16 protein-coding genes are annotated in these 19,469 nt (G+C 55.2%); 15 read left to right on the forward strand and 1 reads right to left on the reverse strand.

All coding sequences use genetic code 11. The features are described from left to right. Positions 1-11 precede the first annotated feature (11 nt). From ACZ1HV_RS11900 to ACZ1HV_RS11920, 5 genes are all read left to right on the forward strand, one after another. Positions 12-1,034: an ABC transporter permease gene (locus ACZ1HV_RS11900; RefSeq protein ID WP_298960731.1), complete on the forward strand. Its 1,023-nt coding sequence runs from the start codon at positions 12-14 to the stop codon at positions 1,032-1,034. Between the two features lie 23 nt (positions 1,035-1,057). Continuing rightward, positions 1,058-2,107, forward strand: a complete 1,050-nt coding sequence (locus ACZ1HV_RS11905; RefSeq protein WP_298822766.1) for a substrate-binding domain-containing protein — start codon at positions 1,058-1,060, stop codon at positions 2,105-2,107. 136 nt (positions 2,108-2,243) lie between these two features. After that, on the forward strand, positions 2,244-3,017 hold the full coding sequence (locus ACZ1HV_RS11910) for an ATP-binding cassette domain-containing protein (RefSeq protein ID WP_298822765.1): 774 nt from the start codon (positions 2,244-2,246) through the stop codon (positions 3,015-3,017). 9 nt (positions 3,018-3,026) lie between these two features. Continuing rightward, entirely contained in the window at positions 3,027-4,154 is a 1,128-nt protein-coding gene (locus tag ACZ1HV_RS11915; RefSeq protein ID WP_472718186.1) for an ABC transporter permease, read from the forward strand. Between the two features lie 37 nt (positions 4,155-4,191). Further along, a complete protein-coding gene (locus tag ACZ1HV_RS11920) occupies positions 4,192-5,334 on the forward strand; it encodes a substrate-binding domain-containing protein (protein ID WP_298822762.1) in 1,143 nt (380 codons plus the stop codon). Between the two features lie 185 nt (positions 5,335-5,519). On the opposite strand, the gene ACZ1HV_RS11925 is transcribed toward ACZ1HV_RS11920, so the two are convergent. Beyond that, entirely contained in the window at positions 5,520-5,777 is a 258-nt protein-coding gene (locus tag ACZ1HV_RS11925) for a hypothetical protein (protein ID WP_472718516.1), read from the reverse strand. Here ACZ1HV_RS11925 and ACZ1HV_RS11930 point away from each other — a divergent pair. From ACZ1HV_RS11930 to ACZ1HV_RS11975, 10 genes are all read left to right on the forward strand, one after another. Beyond that, entirely contained in the window at positions 5,695-6,807 is a 1,113-nt protein-coding gene (locus tag ACZ1HV_RS11930; RefSeq protein ID WP_472718438.1) for a LacI family DNA-binding transcriptional regulator, read from the forward strand. The genes ACZ1HV_RS11925 and ACZ1HV_RS11930 overlap by 83 nt on opposite strands. Further along, a complete protein-coding gene (locus tag ACZ1HV_RS11935) occupies positions 6,777-7,868 on the forward strand; it encodes an ABC transporter ATP-binding protein (RefSeq protein ID WP_298982856.1) in 1,092 nt (363 codons plus the stop codon). Before ACZ1HV_RS11930 ends, ACZ1HV_RS11935 begins: the two co-directional genes overlap by 31 nt. A 28-nt stretch (positions 7,869-7,896) precedes the next feature. Continuing rightward, positions 7,897-9,228, forward strand: a complete 1,332-nt coding sequence (locus ACZ1HV_RS11940) for an extracellular solute-binding protein (RefSeq protein ID WP_298822760.1) — start codon at positions 7,897-7,899, stop codon at positions 9,226-9,228. Positions 9,229-9,294: 66 nt separating this feature from the next. Beyond that, positions 9,295-10,218 (forward strand): carbohydrate ABC transporter permease, encoded by a 924-nt coding sequence (locus ACZ1HV_RS11945; RefSeq protein WP_472718187.1) that lies wholly within the window; start codon positions 9,295-9,297, stop codon positions 10,216-10,218. Beyond that, positions 10,218-11,090, forward strand: coding sequence for a carbohydrate ABC transporter permease (locus ACZ1HV_RS11950; protein WP_298822758.1), 873 nt, complete (start codon positions 10,218-10,220; stop codon positions 11,088-11,090). The genes ACZ1HV_RS11945 and ACZ1HV_RS11950 overlap by 1 nt, the downstream gene beginning before the upstream one ends. Beyond that, positions 11,087-11,830 (forward strand): cytochrome b561 domain-containing protein, encoded by a 744-nt coding sequence (locus ACZ1HV_RS11955; protein WP_472718188.1) that lies wholly within the window; start codon positions 11,087-11,089, stop codon positions 11,828-11,830. The genes ACZ1HV_RS11950 and ACZ1HV_RS11955 overlap by 4 nt, the downstream gene beginning before the upstream one ends. Continuing rightward, a complete protein-coding gene (locus tag ACZ1HV_RS11960) occupies positions 11,830-12,756 on the forward strand; it encodes an SMP-30/gluconolactonase/LRE family protein (RefSeq protein WP_472718189.1) in 927 nt (308 codons plus the stop codon). The genes ACZ1HV_RS11955 and ACZ1HV_RS11960 overlap by 1 nt, the downstream gene beginning before the upstream one ends. Positions 12,757-13,314: 558 nt before the next feature. Further along, on the forward strand, positions 13,315-15,798 hold the full coding sequence (locus tag ACZ1HV_RS11965; protein ID WP_472718190.1) for a M10 family metallopeptidase: 2,484 nt from the start codon (positions 13,315-13,317) through the stop codon (positions 15,796-15,798). A gap of 717 nt (positions 15,799-16,515) precedes the next feature. After that, positions 16,516-18,342: an N-acetylneuraminate synthase family protein gene (locus ACZ1HV_RS11970; RefSeq protein ID WP_472718191.1), complete on the forward strand. Its 1,827-nt coding sequence runs from the start codon at positions 16,516-16,518 to the stop codon at positions 18,340-18,342. Further along, a complete protein-coding gene (locus ACZ1HV_RS11975; protein WP_472718192.1) occupies positions 18,335-19,354 on the forward strand; it encodes a GDP-mannose 4,6-dehydratase in 1,020 nt (339 codons plus the stop codon). Before ACZ1HV_RS11970 ends, ACZ1HV_RS11975 begins: the two co-directional genes overlap by 8 nt. The last annotated feature ends 115 nt before the right edge of the window (positions 19,355-19,469 follow it).

Here is a 19,469-nt window from a genome sequence, read left to right on the forward strand (position 1 = left end):
GGATAAGAAACATGCAATCTCTTGAATCCAATGCACTGGAGCCAACCAAGGCGGAAATGGAAGGCCTGTCCCTGCGCAGCAGGCTTTTCAGGCTCCTGCCCGTCTACGGGCTCGTGATCCTGACCCTGTTGCTTATCCTGCTGTTTTCGATCCTTTTGCCACGGACATTTCCGACACTATTGAACCTGCGTGCGATCATCTCCGATAAAGCCATTATCGCGCTTTTGTCTCTTGGTGCAATGATCCCGATGGCGGCTGGACGGATCGACCTGACGGTCGGTTATGGCATCGTGCTCTGGCATATTCTGGCGATCAGCCTGCAAACCATGTTCGGCATCCCCTGGCCGGCCGCGGTCATGATCGTTCTGATGCTCGGCGCAATGACCGGCTTCTTCAACGGGCTGCTCGTGGAAGTCGCCAAGATCGACAGTTTCATCGCAACACTCGGTACCGGAACGGTTCTCTATGCGATTGCGCTTTGGCATACAGGTGGACGCCAGGTGGTCGGTGTATTGCCGGAAGGGTTTTATGCGGTGAACGGAACGTTCGTGTTCGGTCTGCCGATCACGGGATTTTACGTGCTTGCCATCACAATCGCCATGTGGCTGGTGCTCGAATACACACCGATTGGCCGATACCTTTATGCCATCGGCGCCAACCAGCGTGCTGCGCAGCTGAACGGCATTCCCACACGTAAATACGTCATCGGATCCTTCATGGCATCTGGAATGATGACCGCGCTCGCTGGCGTGTTGCTGGCCTCAAAGCTTCGGATTGGTCAGGCGAGTGTCGGACTTGAATTCCTGCTGCCGGCGCTGGTCGGTGCATTCCTTGGATCGACAACCATCAAACCCGGCCGGGTCAATGTTTGGGGCACCGTTGTCGGTGTTGCCATCCTGGCTGTCGGGATCTCCGGCATCCAGCAGTTCGGCGGATCTTTCTGGGTTGAGCCACTCTTCAATGGCGTGACCCTGCTGATCGCAATCGGCATTGCCGGCTATGCGCAACGCCGCAAAGGCGCTGCGAAAAAATAAGAATTTTGCAAAGGGAGGATAGAATGCAAAAGCGTGATTTTCTGAAGACCATTTTGGCAACGACAATGCTTGCCGGTTCCGTGTTGCCTGCATTTGCAGAAACCGCATGGGACGGCCCAACAAGCGGCCCTGCGGGCGCGGATGGCAAAACCATCGTGGTGGTTGCGGCCGACCTCAAAAACGGCGGCATCCTGGGCGTGACCAATGGTGTTGAAGAAGCAGCCGACAAGATCGGCTGGGAGGTCCGCGTCCTGGACGGCGCTGGCTCTATCCAGGGCCGGACCGCCGCTATCGGTCAAGCGCTGGCACTTCAGCCCGACGGGATCGTCATCAACGGTTTTGACGCTGTTGAACAGCAGGCCGCGCTTGAGGGGGTCGTGACGGCCGATATTCCAATGGTGGCCTGGCACTCCGGCCCGAAGATCGGCTGCGACGCTCCGGGAGGCATTTTCGCAAATATCTCGACCGATGCGATGACCGTTTCCGAAGTCGCTGCAAACTGGGCGATCGACGATGGCGGCAAGGATATCGGTGTCATCATTTTCACCGATTCCACGTATCAGATCGCGATCGACAAGGCCGACCGGCTGAAGGAGACCGTTGAAGCTGCCGGTGGCAAGGTTCTGGAATATGTCGACACCCCAATTGCCGACACATCGACCCGTATGGGACCGCTCACCACAAGTCTCTTGCAGAAATACGGAGACAGCTGGACCCATGCGCTCGCGATCAACGATCTCTATTTCGATTTCATGGGGCCGGCACTGACGTCTGCGGGAATTTCCGCAGCTGACGGGCCGCAGGCGGGCTCTGCCGGAGACGGTTCGGAAGCCGCTTTCCAACGTATTCGGACCGGCGGCTATCAGACGATCACCGTTGCTGAACCGCTTAACCTGCAGGGTTGGCAGCTTGTCGACGAGTTGAACCGTGCCGTACAAGGACAGCCTTGTTCCGGTTACGTGACTTCTCCTGCCCTTGTGACCAAAGAAGGGCTTGAGAAGATGGGCGACAGCAACTCCTTCGATCCCGATACGCCTTATCGTGAGGCTTACGCCGCCATCTGGGGCAAGTAAGCACTCACAAAGCGGGTCGCCTGACGCAGCCGCCAGGCGACCTGCTGACAACCGAGCAAAGCTAATAACTGAAGGTCTTTTTTGCCGTGGTGCTACCGCGGACAGGAAAGATTTGTCCAAAACTCAGGGTGGAACAATGTCTTCGGACAACAAAGATGCAGAACCCTTGGTCGTCATGCGCAACATCTCCAAGCGATTTGGCGGCGTGCAGGCGCTCTCGCAAGTCAACCTGGACGCTTACGCAGGCGAAGTTCTTGCGATTGTCGGCGACAACGGTGCCGGCAAATCGACGCTGATCAAAATTCTCACCGGGGTCTATCAACCGACCGAGGGCGAAATTTTCGTTGGCGGGGAAAAACTCGTCATGAACAGTCACTCCGATGCAATCGATCAGGGTATCGATGCGGTTTATCAGACACTGGCTCTTGCCGACCACCTTGATCCAGCCGCGAACATGTTTCTCGGAAACGAGCTCACCCGTTCGTTCCTCGGCATCCCCACGCTCGACAACAAGAGGATGCGCACCGAAACGGAGCGCGTGCTGTTTGAGCGTCTAGGTGTGCGTTTGCGTTCGCTCGATGTTCCCACGGCAAGCCTGTCCGGAGGTCAGCGACAGGCAGTGGCCATCGCGCGCGCTGTCTATCACGAGGGCCTTCGGGTCCTCGTGATGGACGAACCGACCGCGGCTCTTGGGCCCCAGGAGACTGCGCGTACGCTGAAACTCATCAAAACACTGAAAGAACAGGGACTGGTGGTCATTCTGATTTCCCATTCCCTGGACGACGTTTTTGAAGTCGCCGATCGCGTCCATGTCCAGCGCCGCGGCAAATGTGCCGGTGTGGTCAAGGTGGCCGACAGTTCCCAACAGGATGTGCTGGGACTGATCGTCGGTGCGGAAGAAGCGGCTTAGGAGGCCAAGATGGCAACAACCACTCATCCAGGAACACCGATGAAGCTTTCAGAGCGCATCGAACCGTTCCTGGCCATTATCGGCCCGATGGTCATGATTTTGGCCATACTTCTCTTCATGGGCGTCGCGGAACCAGCCCGGTATTTCAGGCTTTCGAACCTGAACCTGATCCTTTTGGACGCTGCGCTCTACATGCCGATGGCGATGGCGATGACGTTCGTCATCACCCAGCGAGGCATCGACCTTTCCATTGGCTCGATCGCGGCCCTGTCGAGCATCGTGATGGCGTTCCTGATCAAGCAATATGGATTTTCCACGCCTATCGCGATTGCATTTGCACTGATGCTCGGAGCCCTGTTCGGCCTGATCAACGGTCTGGTCATCTCCAAATTCAAGGTGCCTGACCTGATCGGTACATTGGCCATGGATCTTGTCTATCGCGGACTTGCTCTTGTCATCGCCAAGGGCCTCGTGCTTGCCAGATTTCCGGATCTTATGACCGACATCGGCAGGGGACAGATCCCGGGCTTCATTCCGGTACCGGTGGTCATTGGTCTTTTGACGATGGCGCTTGGCTACTGGCTGCTGAAGAAAACTTATTTCGGCCGCTACACGGTCGCGATCGGCTCCAACCCGGAAGCAGCTGAAATGACCGGGATCGCGGTCGATCGCTACAAAATTTACGCCTATGTTCTTATGGGTGCTTCCGCAGCGCTCGCCGGCGTCATGCTGACAGGCAAGTTGAACGCCATCCAGGCGACTTCCGCCCCTTATTTCAACCTTCATGTCATTGCGGCTGTTGTCGTTGGCGGAACGTCTCTCTTTGGCGGGCGAGCTTCCATGCTCGGTTCACTGGCAGGTGTTCTGCTTCTGTCGATGATGATCAACGCCCTGGTCACGCTCAGGATCGAATTCTTCTGGCAGTCCGTTGCCTCCGGGGTTGTGATTGTTTCGTCGGTGGCACTCTACACCTGGCTTCAAAAGAAGGACCGTGACGGGGCCAAAGGCTTCGTGGCCGGTTTGACGACGCCGGAAAGCCTCAGGCTGCTGCGGCTGTGCGGCCTGATCGGCGGAGGACTGTTGCTTCTACTTCTCATTGGATCTCTGCTTTCCGGCGCACCCGTTGCCAGTGGTTGAGATCCCTTACCGCGGCATTCATCACAGGGAGGAAAAGATGATGAATAAACTGCTTAAATCCACACTCGCTCTCCTGCTGCTATCTGGCACGAGCGCGCTGGCAGAAGACAAATTGCCTTTGAAGGAGCTTCCCGGCATCGCCGATCGCGACTACTGGGTTCCCGGAGAGGTGAATGCGGAAGGAAAACTGGAGGCACTGCAGGCGGTTGTCGGCGCAAAAGGTGTGCCGTTTACCGGGTCTCAGGAAAAGCCGGTGGAAATCGCGCTGATCTACCCGTCGGCGGACACATCCGACTTCTGGGCAAGAAACTTTCTGGCTATGACAAAGCGCCTGGACGAGCTTGGCATCAAATACAACACCACCGAGTTCGCCAGCCGTCAGATTGAACACTCGCTTCAGTCGACCTACGCCAATCAGGTGCTTCAGGATGGAGACATCTATGACTATGTGATCTTCGGCCCGTCCGAACTGGCCATTCAGGCCGACAACATAGACAAACTGGCCGAGAATGAAGACTTCACGACTTATGTCTGGGCATTCCACACTCCACTAAAGGATCTGAAGAACCAGCCTGACGTGTGGTTCGACTTCTCGTCGGCAGCAGGTGCTCTTGTGATGTGCGACTATATGCTGGAGCGTCTCGGATCGGATGTTACCATGGCCATGAACCGGGGTATTCCGGGCATCACCGACGATCAGCGGTCTGGTGATTTCAAAGACTGCGTCATGGAAAAAGGCAACTGGAAAGTCGCTTACGAGCACTATGGTGAGTATCAGCGTGAAGGCGGTTTTGAAGGCACAAGCCTGATCCTTCAGGCTTATCCGGAAGCAACCATCATCCACAACGCCAACACCGCCATGGCGATGGGCAGCGTTGAGGCGCAGATCTCAGTTGGCAAGGAAAAGGAAGTCTTTTCGACCGGCTGGGGTGGTACAGGCCTAGAGCTTGATGCCATTCGCCGCGGTGAATTGGACGCGACCCCCATGCGCATGGGCGACGATGTCGGTGCCGCAACTGCTGAAGCCATCAAGGCCGATCTGGAAGATCGTGCAGGCGAACTGCCGCTTGTATTCCTTGGCAGGATCACGGTTGCTCATGATCAGCTTGAGGCGGCGGAACTTGACGCACTTCAACAGGAAGCCTTCCGCTTCTCGGGCATCGGTGCGCTTGAGCGCTAAGGGATCTGAACCAAACCCTGGACACCTGCCCAGGGAAAGATAAGAGCCTTTAATATCACTTGACTGGTGGGATGTTTCCGCTCACACATGTGATCGATAACATCCCATCTCTTTGTCGGGAAGGCAGTTTGTCCAGCCCCACTGTTGGGCGGTGGCACCGATATTTGGGCAATCCTCCATCGCTTTCAGTGGACACCTGACACGCCCTTCAGGCGGCTTTTCTCCTGATAGTGCCAGAGCATGTGATTGAGTTGCATCGGTGTGCTGGAAATACCTGGAGGCAAAGGGGTGACGGAACAAAGCGGTAAACCAAGTCCGGTCACGATGCGGGATGTCGCAAAAGCTGCTGGCGTTTCCCGCATGACCGTTTCGCGCGCCCTGCGAAAAGACAGCCCCGTTTCGCCGGAAACGAGGGCGCATATTTTGAAAATAGTACGGGACATGAATTATGTTCCCGACCAGATGGCGGGTAGCCTGACAACCAAGAAGTCCGGTTTTGTCGCAACTCTTCTGCCTTCCCTCAACAATCTTCACTTTGCACTGACAGTTCAATCGCTCACCGAGGAGCTTGAGGAAATCGGATTGCAAATCCTGCTCGGCCACACAGCTTATTCGGCCGAGAGAGAAGAAGAGCTTCTTGAAACCATGCTTCGGCGTCGGCCAGAAGCCATAGTCCTTTCCTATGACGGCCACACCGACAGGACCAGGCGCCTGATGAAAACCGCAGCCGTTCCTGTTGTCGAAATCTGGGAGAAGCCGGACCGTCCGATTGCACACACGGTTGGGTTTTCCAACTTTGAAGCCGCCAAGAAAATGACCGAGCAAGTCATCGCAAAAGGATATCAGCGGATCGCCTTTGTGGGCGAAAGTCAGGACGACTGGACCCGTGGTGCAGCACGGCGCATGGGCTTTGTCTCTGCCATGGAAGACGCCGGACTGGATTGTCATCGGCTGATCGGTTTCGGCATGCCGCCGCTTTCCATCGAGAGTGGCGCAGCTGCTGCTTCGCAGTTGCTGCGAGACCATCCAGACACACAATGCCTGATCTGTGTTTCGGACGTTGCCGCGTTTGGCGCACAAAGCTGGCTGTTGTCGCAGGGATACAGGATCCCCGACGATATTGCTGTTGCGGGATTTGGTAATTTCGAGGTGTCCCGCTTTGCCACCCCGAGCATCTCGACAGTTGTCGTCGACCCGGAAGGGATAGGGCGAGAAACAGGCAAGCTTTTGAAACGGCTGTTTTCCTCAAGCGATCCGTTGCTTAACTCCCCCAGCACATCCACGTGCCGGCGACCGTCGCCTTTCGACAGAGCTGCTAAGCACTCTCTTCGAGAAAGATTCTTCTCATTGCGTCAAAAAATTCTTGTTACCGATAACATTTCTGCTAATGTGACCGGTAACATAACAGTGCCAAAAAAGAGTTTGGCGGCTCGGGAGGAAACATGCCTCGTATTCATCTGGAAAATCTGGTGAAGCGATACGGCGACTTTGAAGTCCTGCACGGTATCAATCTGGAAATGCACGAGAACGAGTTCACCGTTCTCGTCGGACCATCAGGCTGTGGCAAGTCGACAACGTTGCGCATGATCGCGGGTCTGGAGACGGTTAGCTCCGGCGAAATCTTTATCAACGAAAAGCCGGTCAGTCATCTGGAGCCCAAAGCCCGCGACCTGGCAATGGTCTTCCAGGACTATGCGCTTTATCCGCACATGAATGTCGCCAAGAACATGTCGTTTGCGCTGCGACTGCAAAGACGGCCCAAAGCCGAGATCGACGAGAAAGTCGGCGCTGTTGCGGACATGCTTGGGCTGACCAAATTTCTGCATAGAAAGCCGGGAGAACTTTCGGGCGGACAACGGCAGCGAGTTGCCATGGGCCGGGCCCTTACCCGCGATGCCGGCACGTTTCTTTTCGATGAACCGCTATCGAACCTGGACGCCAAGCTTCGCGGTCAGATGCGTGCCGAACTGGCACTCATGCGCCAAAAAGTGCGCAAGAACATGATCTATGTGACCCACGATCAGATTGAGGCCATGACATTGGCTGATCGGATCGTCGTCATGCATGGCGGTTACATCCAACAACAGGGAACACCGGAAGAACTCTTCAAACGACCGGTCAACAAATTCGTTGCCGGTTTTCTGGGGTCCCCTCCCATGAATTTTCTGGATGCGAACCTCGAGGAACGTGCCGGCCGCCTTTTTGTGCACGGAGCGGGTTTCGACATCGCCTTGCCGGAAGACAAAATCGCTGCAGCCAAGGCGCACAACGATGGCGCCCTTACCTTGGGTATCCGGCCGTCGGACCTGCATTTCAACCCGGATGCACCGGATGAAAGCTCCATCGATCTCAAGGTGATCGTCTCTGAATACATCGGCGCGCAATCAGTGCTGCTGTGTGCATGCGGCGACCAGAATGTCGAAGTTGAACTGAAGTCGGAAACACCTATCGCACTGGGTGAAACACTGAGATTTGCGGTCAACACTGAAGGAATTCACATGTTCGACCGCGAGACAGAGGTTGCCATTCGGTGATCTGAGAATTTTGCAAGGGAGGAGTAATATGCTGAGTTATCTGAAAACAACCGTATGCGCTGCCGCCGGGCTGGCCATGGCCGCGACTTCGGTCATCGCAGACCCTTACGCGGATCATCGCGGTGAAACACTCGTCGTGAATTTTCCAGCTCACCCGCATTTTGATGCGGTGATGAAGGTGTTGCCGGAATTCACCAAGGAAACAGGCATCAATGTTGAAGTCGACCAGCTTCAATATCTGAAAATGCGCGAACGTCAGACGCTCGAACTGACCAAGAACAAGGGCGACTATGACCTGATTGCCTATGTCGTCTTTTCCAAGGCTGACTATGTCTATGCCGATCAGCTGGAAAATCTTGCACGCTATTTCATGAACCCCAAGCTCGCCGATCCTAACTTCGACGCCGAAGATCTGATCGATGGATATGTCGCAAATATTGGCGTCGCGGGCGGCAAAAAGGGATACCTTCCTGGCCCGACCGGCTCCTTGTTCGGCCTGCCGTTCGGATCGGAAACGTCCATTCTCGGCTACCGGAAGGACATTTTCGAAAAGCACGACCTAAAGGTTCCCGAAACCTATGATGAGCTTCTTGAACTTGCCTGCCTCATTCCCGAACTTGAGCCGGGCATGGGCGGTCTGGCCTCGCGGGCGGCATCGGGTCACCATGCCAGCCACGCCTTCCTGCTTCACCTGGCACCACTTGGTGGCAGGATCTTCGATGACGAGTGGAACCCGATCGTCGACAACGAAGCCGGCGTCAAAGCCGCTGAAGCGTTGAAGAAAATCGTGAATTGTGGCGCCGAAGGATCCAAGACGTTCGGCTTTGCCGAGGCCGGAGCTTCGTTCCTGCAGGGCAATTCCGCGATGTTCCTCGACTCCACCGTCTTTGCAGGTCAGGTCAACAATCCCGACAAATCAAAGGTGGTTGGCAAGATTGGCTGGGCTCCGCATCCCGTTGGTGTCCGCGCCGGCTCTCAGACAGGTGGTTTCGGCATTGGCATTCCGAAAAACGCGCCTAACAAAGATGCGGCCTTCTTGCTGATGCAGTGGCTGACATCGAAAAAGGCCGACAAACTGATTGCGCTCGCAGGTGGCAATCCGTCCCGCTATTCGACGCACGCAGATCCTGAGGTGAACGAGAAGTTTCCGCATATGGAGACCTTCGGCGAAGCATTGAAGAATGCCGATCCGGACTGGCGTCCGATTATCCCCGTCTGGGGCAAAATCAACGCTGACCTTGGCACCACGCTTTCCAAGATCATCGTCGACGACTTCCCGATCCAGGAGTCTCTTGAAGGCGTCTCGGTACGGACGCGGGCCCTCATGGATGAGGCCGGCTACTACACCTGGACCCAGTAAAACGTGTCCCCCACGGCCCAGCCGTGGGGGTCTCCAATTCAATCGTGACATTGAAAGCGATCTGCAATGAGCGTTGCGATCAAGGCCAACAAGCTGACCCCCTATCTGTTTCTGGCGCCTGCCGGGATCATCCTCATCTTCGCGCTGCTCTATCCGATCGGCTACATGGTTTATGCCAGTTTTCTGGACTGGAGCCCCAGCCAACGGATCGGCCAGGCCGAATTCATCGGATTGCGCAACTACATCAATCTGATGAGCGACGAAGCCTTTCGTGAGAGTTTCTGGGTCACCATCCGATTTGCTGCAGTTGTCGTGACGTTGGAAATGGCGCTTGGCGTCGGTCTGGCGCTGCTTCTGGATCGCAACATTCCCGGAATGGCCGTATTGCGCACGGTCTTCATCCTGCCGATGATGATCGCGCCCATCGTTGTCGGTCTCATGTGGCGCTACATGTACCACCCGACCGTCGGGATCTTCAATCGCACGCTCAAGGACATGGGATTGGAAGGTATTCCATGGCTTTCTGACAGCACGTGGTCGTTCATTGCTGTCGTCATTGCCGATGTCTGGCAATGGACGCCCTTCATTTTCATTCTTGCTCTTGCCGCCATGCAATCCCTGCCCCGGTCCGCGCTGGAAGCTGCCGAGATCGACGGGGCGAGCGAGTGGCAAAAAATTATCCTCATCAAACTTCCCCTGATGATGCCAGTCCTGATCGTGACGCTGCTTTTGCGCCTGATCGATGCCTTCAAGGTTCTGGAAGTCATTCTGGTTCTGACAAATGGCGGTCCTGGTCTTTCAACTGAAATTCTTGCGCTGAGGATCTTCAGAACCGCCCAGGAGTTTCAGGAACTCGGCGAAGCCGCGGCCATGTCGAATGTCCTCCTGATGCTGCTTATGGCCATCACGATCGGAATGTTTGCTTACAACCGTGTGCAGGAAGCGCGCGCTGCCAGGCAACGGGCGATTGCCGAAAAGGGAGATGACTGATGGCGTCCCAAACACAGACCCGAAATCCTGCCTTTTATGCCCTGATCGCAGCGCTCGTCTTCATGAGCGCGGGCCCGATTGCGCTGATGCTGGCAACCTCGTTCAAGACCAATGTCGACGTTTACGACGCATCGGTTTCCGCGTTTTTCTTCACGCCCACGATCCAGAACTACGAAACCGTATTATGCAACGTGTTGTGGTATGAGCCGGCGCATGTGGACTATTGCGACCCGACCTTCGGACGCGCCCTCAAGAACTCCTTGATCGTCGGCCTGATCTCGACCGGGCTGACGCTGGTGATCGGCTGTATGGCGGCTTATGCACTGGTGCGCTTCCGCTTCATGGGACGCGGCACGGTCTCCATGACCACCCTATTGATGCGCATGGTTCCACCGGCGGTTCTGTTGGTCCCCGTTTTCGGGATCTGGACGTTCCAGTTCGGCCTGGACCAGACCTACACCGGCATCATCTTGATCTATACGGCCATGAACCTGCCCTTCGTGATCTGGATCCTGCAGAGTTTCATCGTACAGGTTCCGATCCAGCTTGAAGAGGCTGCCCGCATGGATGGAGCCAACCCTTTCCAGGTTTTTTTCCTAGTGGTGCTGCCGATCATTCAGCCCGGGCTTGCAGCCGCGGCGATCTTCACATTCCGGATTGCCTGGAACGAGTTTCTCCTGGCCAATGCCTTGTCCGGCAGATCGACCAGAACAGTGCCGGTCACGATCGTGAACTCGATCACCGAATATGACATCAATTGGGGAGTGATCATGGCGACCGGCATGTTGCTCGCGATCCCGCCGATCCTTTTCACCTTCGTTGCGTCAAAGCAGATCATCACGGGAATGACGGCGGGGGCTGTCAAGGGATGATCTGGGACTGGCTGCTCTCCCCGGCGGACCCGGCCCGGGCCCATGATGTGGGAGTGGCCTTGTCCTGGCATGCCCGCACTATGGTGCTCGGCTGGGGAGTGCTGGCGCCATCGGCGGTGATCGCCGCTCGATACTTCAAGGTGCTTCCGAGGCAGAAGTGGCCGAAAGAACTGGACAACAAGACCTGGTGGCGCTGGCACTGGATATCGCAAAGCCTGGTTCTGGTATTGTCCGCCATTGGCCTCGGCCTGGTCCTGGTGTCGGAACAGAATACCGGAGCTGCCATTCTGCACCGCACCTTCGGGTACAGCGTTCTGGTGCTGGGTCTCTTCCAGGCGCTTTCCGGCCTCCTGCGCGGCAGCAAGGGCGGGCCGACCAGCCGCGCTGCGGACGGGTCACTGCGCGGTGACCACTATGACATGACGCTTCGCAGGCAACTCTTTGAAACCTATCACAAGCTCTTGGGTTACATCACATTGATCCTGATGATCGGCGCTTTTGCCAGTGGCCTCTGGCAGGCAAATGCCCCCAAATGGATGTGGATTTTTCTGTCCCTTTGGTGGTTGGGCTTGCTCTTTGTGGCCTTTATCCTTGAAAAAAGAGGCTGGGCTTTCGACACCTATCAGGCGATCTGGGGCCCTGACCCGTCTCACCCGGGCAATCGGATGACAAGGCTCGAAGACAAGGTGCAAGCACCTCGTTCCAGCATCGGGCCCTACAGCAAGAAGCGAGATATGTAATGTTCGGCGTGCTTGAAGGAACCGGATTTGAGGTCATCGAACCTGAGTTCGCTGCCTGCTTTATCGGTCATGCAAGGGTTGAGCGGCTGTGGACCGGTGCCAGATGGTCCGAAGGCCCTGCCTGGTTTCCGGCAGGCCGCTATCTGGTCTGGTCCGATATTCCGAACAATCGGATGATGCGATGGGACGAAACCGATGGTTCTGTGTCCGTCTTTCGCGCGCCGTCCAACAATTCAAACGGCAATACAACGGATAGACAGGGCCGCCTTGTCTCGTGTGAACACCTGACCCGGCGCGTAACGCGAACCGAACACGACGGGTCCATCAAAGTTCTTGCCGACGCGTGGTCCGGCAAAAGGTTGAACTCGCCCAATGATGTCGTTGTGAAATCCGACGGATCGGTATGGTTCACCGATCCTTTCTACGGCATCTTGATGGACTATGAAGGCGAACGCGCGGAGAGTGAAATCGGGGCCTGCCACGTCTACCGCGCAGACCCCGACACAGGCACCGTCGAGACGGTTTCCACCGACTTCGTCAAGCCGAATGGCCTGGCCTTTTCTCCAGATGAAAAGTCCCTCTTTATCGCCGACACGGGCGGCACCCACCAGGAAGACGGGCCGGCACATATCCGAAAATTCGAGATCGGCAGCGACGGCAAGACACTTCACGGCGGCGAGGTTTTCGCCCACTGCACCAACGGCTTTTTCGATGGCTTCCGGTTCGACAGGGACGGCCGCATCTGGACATCCGCCGCCGACGGCGTCCACTGCCTCAACTCCCACGGTGACCTCATCGGGAAGATCCACATCCCAGAAATCGTCTCCAACGTCTGCTTCGGCAGCAGCAAACTCAACCGCCTGTTCATCACTGGCACAAGTTCGCTTTATTCAGTTTATCTGAACGTAAACGGTGTTGGTGTGTGAGGTGTGGATGACGGGTATAGGCTCTGCATCTAACGCGACGTTCGATTGATCACAGTCATTTAAAGATCATGGTGTGAACTGCCTGGGACAGAGCTCGCTACCTGTTGGTTACTTGCACCCATAAGTGACCGGTGAATTCTCCCGAAAAAATCATTCTTCAGTGAGCTGCCTTCACCTGAGTTTGGACACCATCTTTCCAAGTCATGACACTTGCACTTCCGTGGCTCGTTAGGCGCTTAGCCAGTAAGACGCAAGTGTCGTGACTGCCACCAAAAAATAGACTCATTTGATCGTCGTTAATAACTTGCTGAGCAATCGAATAGATAATCAGGAACAAGCGAATGCTTGCGAACACATAAAATTTGAAGGTTTTAATCAACAGACCTGCAAACAAGCTCTGGATTTCTCGCCTCTGTCTATGGATGACAGATCGAAACAGCAATAAAATATTCTTCCTGTATACGGCAGGAAAATTCTATTCGTGCCAAGTGTTTTAGTTGAGAGTTGTCTTGAGACCAAGCATTCGATTTTGCTCACGGCTTTATGAGGAATTCTTAAGTGTGCACACTTTGCCTTGCAACCGGTAGAACTGTCGACTTTCCGGTGGTTGCCGGCTTTACCTGCAGCAATGCCACTGCCCAAAGCTCAAATTCACTCAGTGCATCTAAACCCCTTTATTCCAATGACCAGATCGCCTACCAACTGACCAATGTCTTCTGGGGCGGCTCTGACCGGTCCTTCAATGTCGGCGTTGGTGGATCCATTTCCGTGAACATCACCGCGTTAACTTCCGCGGGCCAGAACCTTGCGCGACAGGCGCTGGAGTTGTGGAGCGATACGACCGGCCTTTCCTTCAGCTTCGCCTCCGGCGGTGCCCAGATCACGTTTGACGACGGTGATGCCTGGAGCGCCTGGAACTGGTCTTCGACCAGTGGTGGCACGATCTATTCCAGCAACACAAATGTCGGGACGAGCTGGGTCGGTTTTTACGGTTCCGGCATCAACACCTACTCGCTGCAGACCTATGTGCATGAAATCGGACATGCACTCGGCCTGGGGCACGCGGGCAACTATAACGGTTCGGCAAGCTACGGCACGGACAATCACTATGCCAATGACAGTTGGCAATCTTCCGTCATGTCGTATTTCAGCCAATCCGAAAATACGTCCATCAACGCCAGCTATACCTACGCGATCACACCACAAGTCGCCGACATAATCGCCATTCGAAACCTGTACGGAAGCTCAGGCACCACGCGCACGGGCAATACCACCTACGGCGACAACGCCAACTCTGGCGATCTCATGCAGCAAATCAGTGGCATGAACAGCTACATTTCCTACACCATCATCGACGACGGCGGTGTCGACACACTCAACTTCTCATCCTCCAGCGCCAATCAAACCATTGACCTGCGCGAAGAAGCTATCTCCAGCGTGCGCGGATACACCGGAAATCTGATAATTTCTCGCGGTTCGGCGATTGAAAATGCTGCTGGTGGTGGAGGAAACGATACGCTTTTCGGGAATGATGCCATCAACCTGCTATCCGGTAACAATGGCTCAGACACGCTCAGAGGCGGAAACGGTCAAGACGTCCTGCGGGGCGGTAGCGGCGCAGACGCCCTGTTTGGCGATGCGGGGTATGACTGGGCATTCTATGACACTTCCAATGCCGCAGTTTACGTCAATCTGGCTATCAGCTCTGCCAAGATCGGCGGGCATGCCCAGGGCGACACTCTCACCAGCATCGAACGTATTCTTGGCTCCCAGTACAATGACATAATAACCGGTGATAACGTCCACAACTTCCTGAGAGGAAACGGCGGCAACGACACGCTCCGGGGCGGCAACGGCAATGACATCCTGCGCGGCGGTGACGGCAATGACTTCCTTCGAGGAGACAGCGGCGCCGACACGCTTCAGGGTGGTGACGGGTGGGACTGGGCGTTCTATGACACGTCAAACGCGGCGGTTTACGTCAATCTGGCTATCAGCTCTGCCAAAATCGGCGGGCACGCCCAGGGCGACACCCTCACCAGCATCGAACGTATTCTCGGCTCCCAGTACAACGACATCATAACCGGTGACAACGCTCACAACTTCCTGAGAGGAAACAGTGGCAACGACGCACTCCGAGGCGGCAACGGCAATGACATCCTGCGCGGTGGTGACGGCAATGATTTCCTTCGAGGAGACAGCGGCGCTGACACGCTTCAGGGTGGTGACGGGCTGGATTGGGCATTCTATGACACTTCCAATGCCGCGGTTTACGTCAATTTGACTGTCAGTTCTTCCAAAATCGGCGGGCATGCTCAAGGCGACACCCTCACCAGCATCGAGCGTATTCTCGGCTCCCAGTACAACGACATCATTACCGGTGACAGCGCCCACAACTTTCTGAGAGGAAACGGTGGCAACGACGCGCTGCGCGGGGGCAACGGCAATGACATCCTGCGTGGCGGTGATGGCCATGATACCCTTCGAGGAGACAGCGGCGCCGACACGCTTCAGGGTGGTGACGGGTGGGACTGGGCGTTCTATGACACGTCAAATGCATCGGTCGTCATAAACCTGGCCAACGGGTCTCCCGAGACCGGAGGGTACGCACAGGGCGATGTTCTCACCGGCATCGAGCGTATTCTCGGCTCCCTGTTCAACGACAGCATCACCGGCGACGGTGGTCACAATTTCCTGCGAGGCAACAACGGCGACGACACCATCAGCGCCGGAGCCGGCAACGACTATGTCCGGGGCGGTGACGGCCATGATCTGCTTCGGGGCGGCAGCGGCAACGACACGCTCGAGGGAAGTGCTGGAGATGACACCTTCTATTTCCTCACCGCCGGGGGAACGGACACGATTACCGACTTCGAGGACGGATCCGATATGATGAGGATCGGCCTCGGCCTCTCATCCTTCTCCGATCTTGCCGTTTCCGACAATGGCGCGGATGCAATGATCACTTTTGCCAGCAACACCATTGTCTTGCAGAATTTCGACCACGCACTTCTGTCCTCAGACGATTTTTCCTTTGTCTGAATGCCCTCTCCAGCCCGGTGCAAGGCAACTTCATCCGTCGCTTTGCGGATGTTTCCGCATGGCTCAGATCAACTCCAACTGACAGCAATCAATATACAGGACAAAACCGAAGTGCGCTGAAATCTGAAAGGAAAAACCCTGCGGGCCAGCGCTCGGCAGATTGATGTTTCCGTCAGCTCCGACGAAAGATTCTAAAGAGTTGGAACTTCATTCCGGCGTCCCGGGCGAAGGCTTCAACCATCAATTTTCCACGTGAGTTTCGATGTATTTTTCACTCCTGCCAAAGCCCTGCTCGCAAATAGCTCCGGAGGAAGATTTGGTCCTTTGACATTACCGCTCGCCAGACCTATGAATGCACCATCTTCCGCCCCGTTTGGTGAGCGAGGAGCTACCTTTTGTTTTGGGCGTCGCTGCAAGCTGGCTTACCGAAGAGGCGTGCAGAAAAGAAAATTAGTTGCTTCCGGTCAGGCAAATTGGTCATGAGCAACCTAGAAAACAGTAGAATGACGTGCCAGTCGTTGGCGTTGAAAAGCTGAGAATGAAAGACAGATCTAAAAAAAAGAATTTCACGCGGGTGCGGGATGAGGCCGAAATGTCTGGCCTTGAACGACATTTCAATCAACATGCGGAATGGCCTCTAGAGGTGTTTCCTCAGGTTAGAAATTCCGGAAATACAGACAAATTATCAACGGCATTGCGACGTTGTTGGGGTAAACCATGTCCAAAGTGATTGCAGAGATCGGTATTAATCATCGAGGATCTACGGAAGTTGCAAAAGAACTGGTGCAGATTGCGGGCGACGCGGGCGCTTGGGCCGTGAAGTTCCAGTATCGAGCAAAAAGCAATTTTTACTCGGAAGTCAATGAAATCGGCGACGAGATTATCAGCCAGGAACTTGAGCGCACGTATCTGGCGCCCGAGGATGTTCTCGATATCACCGAATTTGCAAAATCGCTCGGGCTGAAGGTTGGCATAAGCTTCTTCAAGTTTTCAGACTCTGCCGATTTCGGAGACGACATTCATCGATTCGACTTCTTCAAGGTTCCTTCCGCCGAACTTCTGAATTTCGAGCTAGTTGAACAATTGACCACCTTGAAGAAGCTGATCATCGTGAGCACCGGCGGCCACAGCGAGGAGATCATTTTCCGTGCAGTCGATCAGTTGAGATCCGTCGATAACCTCGTCTACCTGCATTGCATCTCCAACTACCCCGTCCTTCTTGGGAACCAGGAACTCGGCTTCATGAAGCGGCTTGCCGACCATGTCGGACAGCCGGTCGGATATTCAAGCCATGATCAGGATTGGGAAGTCTGTTTGTTTGCCACCGCATTGGGTGCAAATTACATTGAAAGACACCTGACGCTGGACAAGAACGGCTCGGGCCTTGATGACAGTTCAAGCTCCGATCCGGAAGAATTCGTGCAGTTGTGCCGCTTCACCAATACCTACCAGGGGCTGCTCGGAAGTGATCGGCGCGAGGTCAACCAGGGCGAACTGATCAACATGCAGAACCTGGGCTCATCGCTCTATGCGTTGCGGGACATCGAACCCGGGGAAGACGTCGGGCTGGACAATTGCGAAATCCGTGCGCCGAGAAAGGGGTTGACCCTTTCCGAACTCGAGGACGTTTCGAACAGGGCGGCAAAACGCAGGATCGAAAAAGGCCATGCGGTCACGTCGCTGCACTTCGCCGATGCGTGGAAAGCCTTGGACGACGACAAGATTGAATTTTGCAACGCCCACGAGTTCTCCATCCCAATCCGTCTTCATGACTCGCAGGTTCTTCAAAACAGGTTTCCGATCCGGAACTTCGAACTTCACCTGTCCTATAACGAGGTCTACTCCTACAAGGATAGTCCGGAGGAATTCCTCGCCAAAATCCACCGCGACAAGAAATACTCGATTCACCTGCCGGATTATCTGCCCGGCAACAGACTTATCGATCCGCTGTCGACCGATTCAGACATTAAGTCCGACAGCAAACAGATCATCGAAGTCTGCAACGACCTAGCTGTGAGCCTGCAAGAGCTTTCCGGTGCCGACGTGCCGGTGGTGGGCAGTTTTTCAAGGATTGTCTCCGAAGGCAAGGCAGCAACATACCAGCGGCTGCATGACTATCTCCAGGCGATAAAAGCATCTCGGAATGTCTCCATCTATCCGCAATGGCTGCCCAGAATTGCCTGGTATTTCGGCGGAGCGGAAGTGCTGGACATGTTCTGCGGAACAAACGATGTAGCGTTTGTGTCTGACCTGGGCATCGAGATCTGCCTTGATCTTTCCCATCTCATCCTCGCCGCGAACTATGACAAGGCCGACTGGCGCGAATGGTGCGACACACTGCTCCCGCTCGCTCAGCATCTCCATATCGCGGACGCAAAGGGCACGGACGGCGAAGGCATCGAGTTCGGAAAAGGGGAACTGGGTGACCTGTCGCCATATCTGAAAGTTCCGAAACGCAAAGTACTTGAAGTTTGGCAGGGTCATCTGAGTGAGGGTGATGGCTTTGACAAAGCAATAAATCATTTGAGGTCAAAATATGCCTAAAACACTGATTACCGGCATCTCCGGTCAAGACGGTTCCTATCTTGCGCGCATTCTTGTCGAGCGGGGACATGAAGTCTATGGCGCCATGCGCCGGGGCAGCACGGCAAAAACCGACCGCCTGCAGGAGGTCAACGTTCTGGACAAGATCCAGATGTGCACGATGGAAATCACCGAGTACGCCAACGTTCAGACGGTACTGTCTGACATCAGGCCGGACTACATCTACAACCTTGCAGCCCAGAGCTTCGTTGCGGACAGTTTCCACTTTCCCCACTACACATCAGACGTGAACTACATGGGTGTCATCAATCTGCTTGAGGCAGTTCGGCTGCTCAAGCTCGATTGCCGCATCTACCAGGCTTCGACATCTGAAATGTATGGCGACGTTCTGGAGAAGCCGCAGTCCGAAACGACGCCGTTCAATCCGATGAGCCCCTATGCGGTTTCAAAGCTGGCAGCTCACTCTCTCGTCAAGAACTACCGCGAGGCCTATGGCCTGTTCGCGACATCCGGCATCCTGTTCAATCACGAGTCCGAATTGCGTGGTCTTGAGTTCGTGACGCGGAAAATCACAAGCTGGCTTGCGAAAGTGAAGCTGTTCAATCACGAGCCGCTTCCGCTCGGAAACCTTTCCAGCGTCCGCGACTGGGGCTATGCCCCCGAATACACCGAAATGATGGTGAAAATGCTCGATCATGAACGCCCGGACGACTTTGTTATCTCCACCAACACCGAATACACGGTTCGCGAGTTTCTCGAAATGGCTGCACGCGAAATCGGGTTTGACCCGGTCTTCGAGGGTGAAGGACTTAAGGAGAAATGCTACGACAAGAAAGACGGCAAGCTCATCGCTTACGTCAATCCAAAGTACTACAGAGCGTCTGACGTTGTTTACCTGCGCGGCGACAACTCAAAAGCGTTGAACGAACTCGGCTGGCAGCCAAAGGTACTGACGCCCGAGATCGCCCGCAAAATGGCCGCATACGATCTGCAATTGCTGAACCGCAAGTAGGTTAAACAATCTGTGGTGTGGATCTGATGTTTCGATTGCTTGTTTCAGGTTTGTTGTCTCGCTGAAAATAAGAAAACTGAAACGCAGATCCAATCACACTCAGATTGTCAAATTC

Source organism: Roseibium sp. JB4-4 (assembly GCF_055693425.1).

Bases quoted from the DNA above. Each gene is read 5' to 3' on its own strand.
- ACZ1HV_RS11900 (WP_298960731.1), top strand. From the start codon at position 12: ATGCAATCTCTTGAATCCAATGCACTGGAGCCAACCAAGGCGGAAATG.
- ACZ1HV_RS11905 (WP_298822766.1), top strand. From the start codon at position 1,058: ATGCAAAAGCGTGATTTTCTGAAGACCATTTTGGCAACGACAATGCTT.
- ACZ1HV_RS11910 (WP_298822765.1), top strand. From the start codon at position 2,244: ATGTCTTCGGACAACAAAGATGCAGAACCCTTGGTCGTCATGCGCAAC.
- ACZ1HV_RS11915 (WP_472718186.1), top strand. From the start codon at position 3,027: ATGGCAACAACCACTCATCCAGGAACACCGATGAAGCTTTCAGAGCGC.
- ACZ1HV_RS11920 (WP_298822762.1), top strand. From the start codon at position 4,192: ATGATGAATAAACTGCTTAAATCCACACTCGCTCTCCTGCTGCTATCT.
- ACZ1HV_RS11930 (WP_472718438.1), top strand. From the start codon at position 5,695: ATGACCGTTTCGCGCGCCCTGCGAAAAGACAGCCCCGTTTCGCCGGAA.
- ACZ1HV_RS11925 (WP_472718516.1), bottom strand. From the start codon at position 5,777: ATGTCCCGTACTATTTTCAAAATATGCGCCCTCGTTTCCGGCGAAACG.
- ACZ1HV_RS11935 (WP_298982856.1), top strand. From the start codon at position 6,777: ATGCCTCGTATTCATCTGGAAAATCTGGTGAAGCGATACGGCGACTTT.
- ACZ1HV_RS11940 (WP_298822760.1), top strand. From the start codon at position 7,897: ATGCTGAGTTATCTGAAAACAACCGTATGCGCTGCCGCCGGGCTGGCC.
- ACZ1HV_RS11945 (WP_472718187.1), top strand. From the start codon at position 9,295: ATGAGCGTTGCGATCAAGGCCAACAAGCTGACCCCCTATCTGTTTCTG.
- ACZ1HV_RS11950 (WP_298822758.1), top strand. From the start codon at position 10,218: ATGGCGTCCCAAACACAGACCCGAAATCCTGCCTTTTATGCCCTGATC.
- ACZ1HV_RS11955 (WP_472718188.1), top strand. From the start codon at position 11,087: ATGATCTGGGACTGGCTGCTCTCCCCGGCGGACCCGGCCCGGGCCCAT.
- ACZ1HV_RS11960 (WP_472718189.1), top strand. From the start codon at position 11,830: ATGTTCGGCGTGCTTGAAGGAACCGGATTTGAGGTCATCGAACCTGAG.
- ACZ1HV_RS11970 (WP_472718191.1), top strand. From the start codon at position 16,516: ATGTCCAAAGTGATTGCAGAGATCGGTATTAATCATCGAGGATCTACG.
- ACZ1HV_RS11975 (WP_472718192.1), top strand. From the start codon at position 18,335: ATGCCTAAAACACTGATTACCGGCATCTCCGGTCAAGACGGTTCCTAT.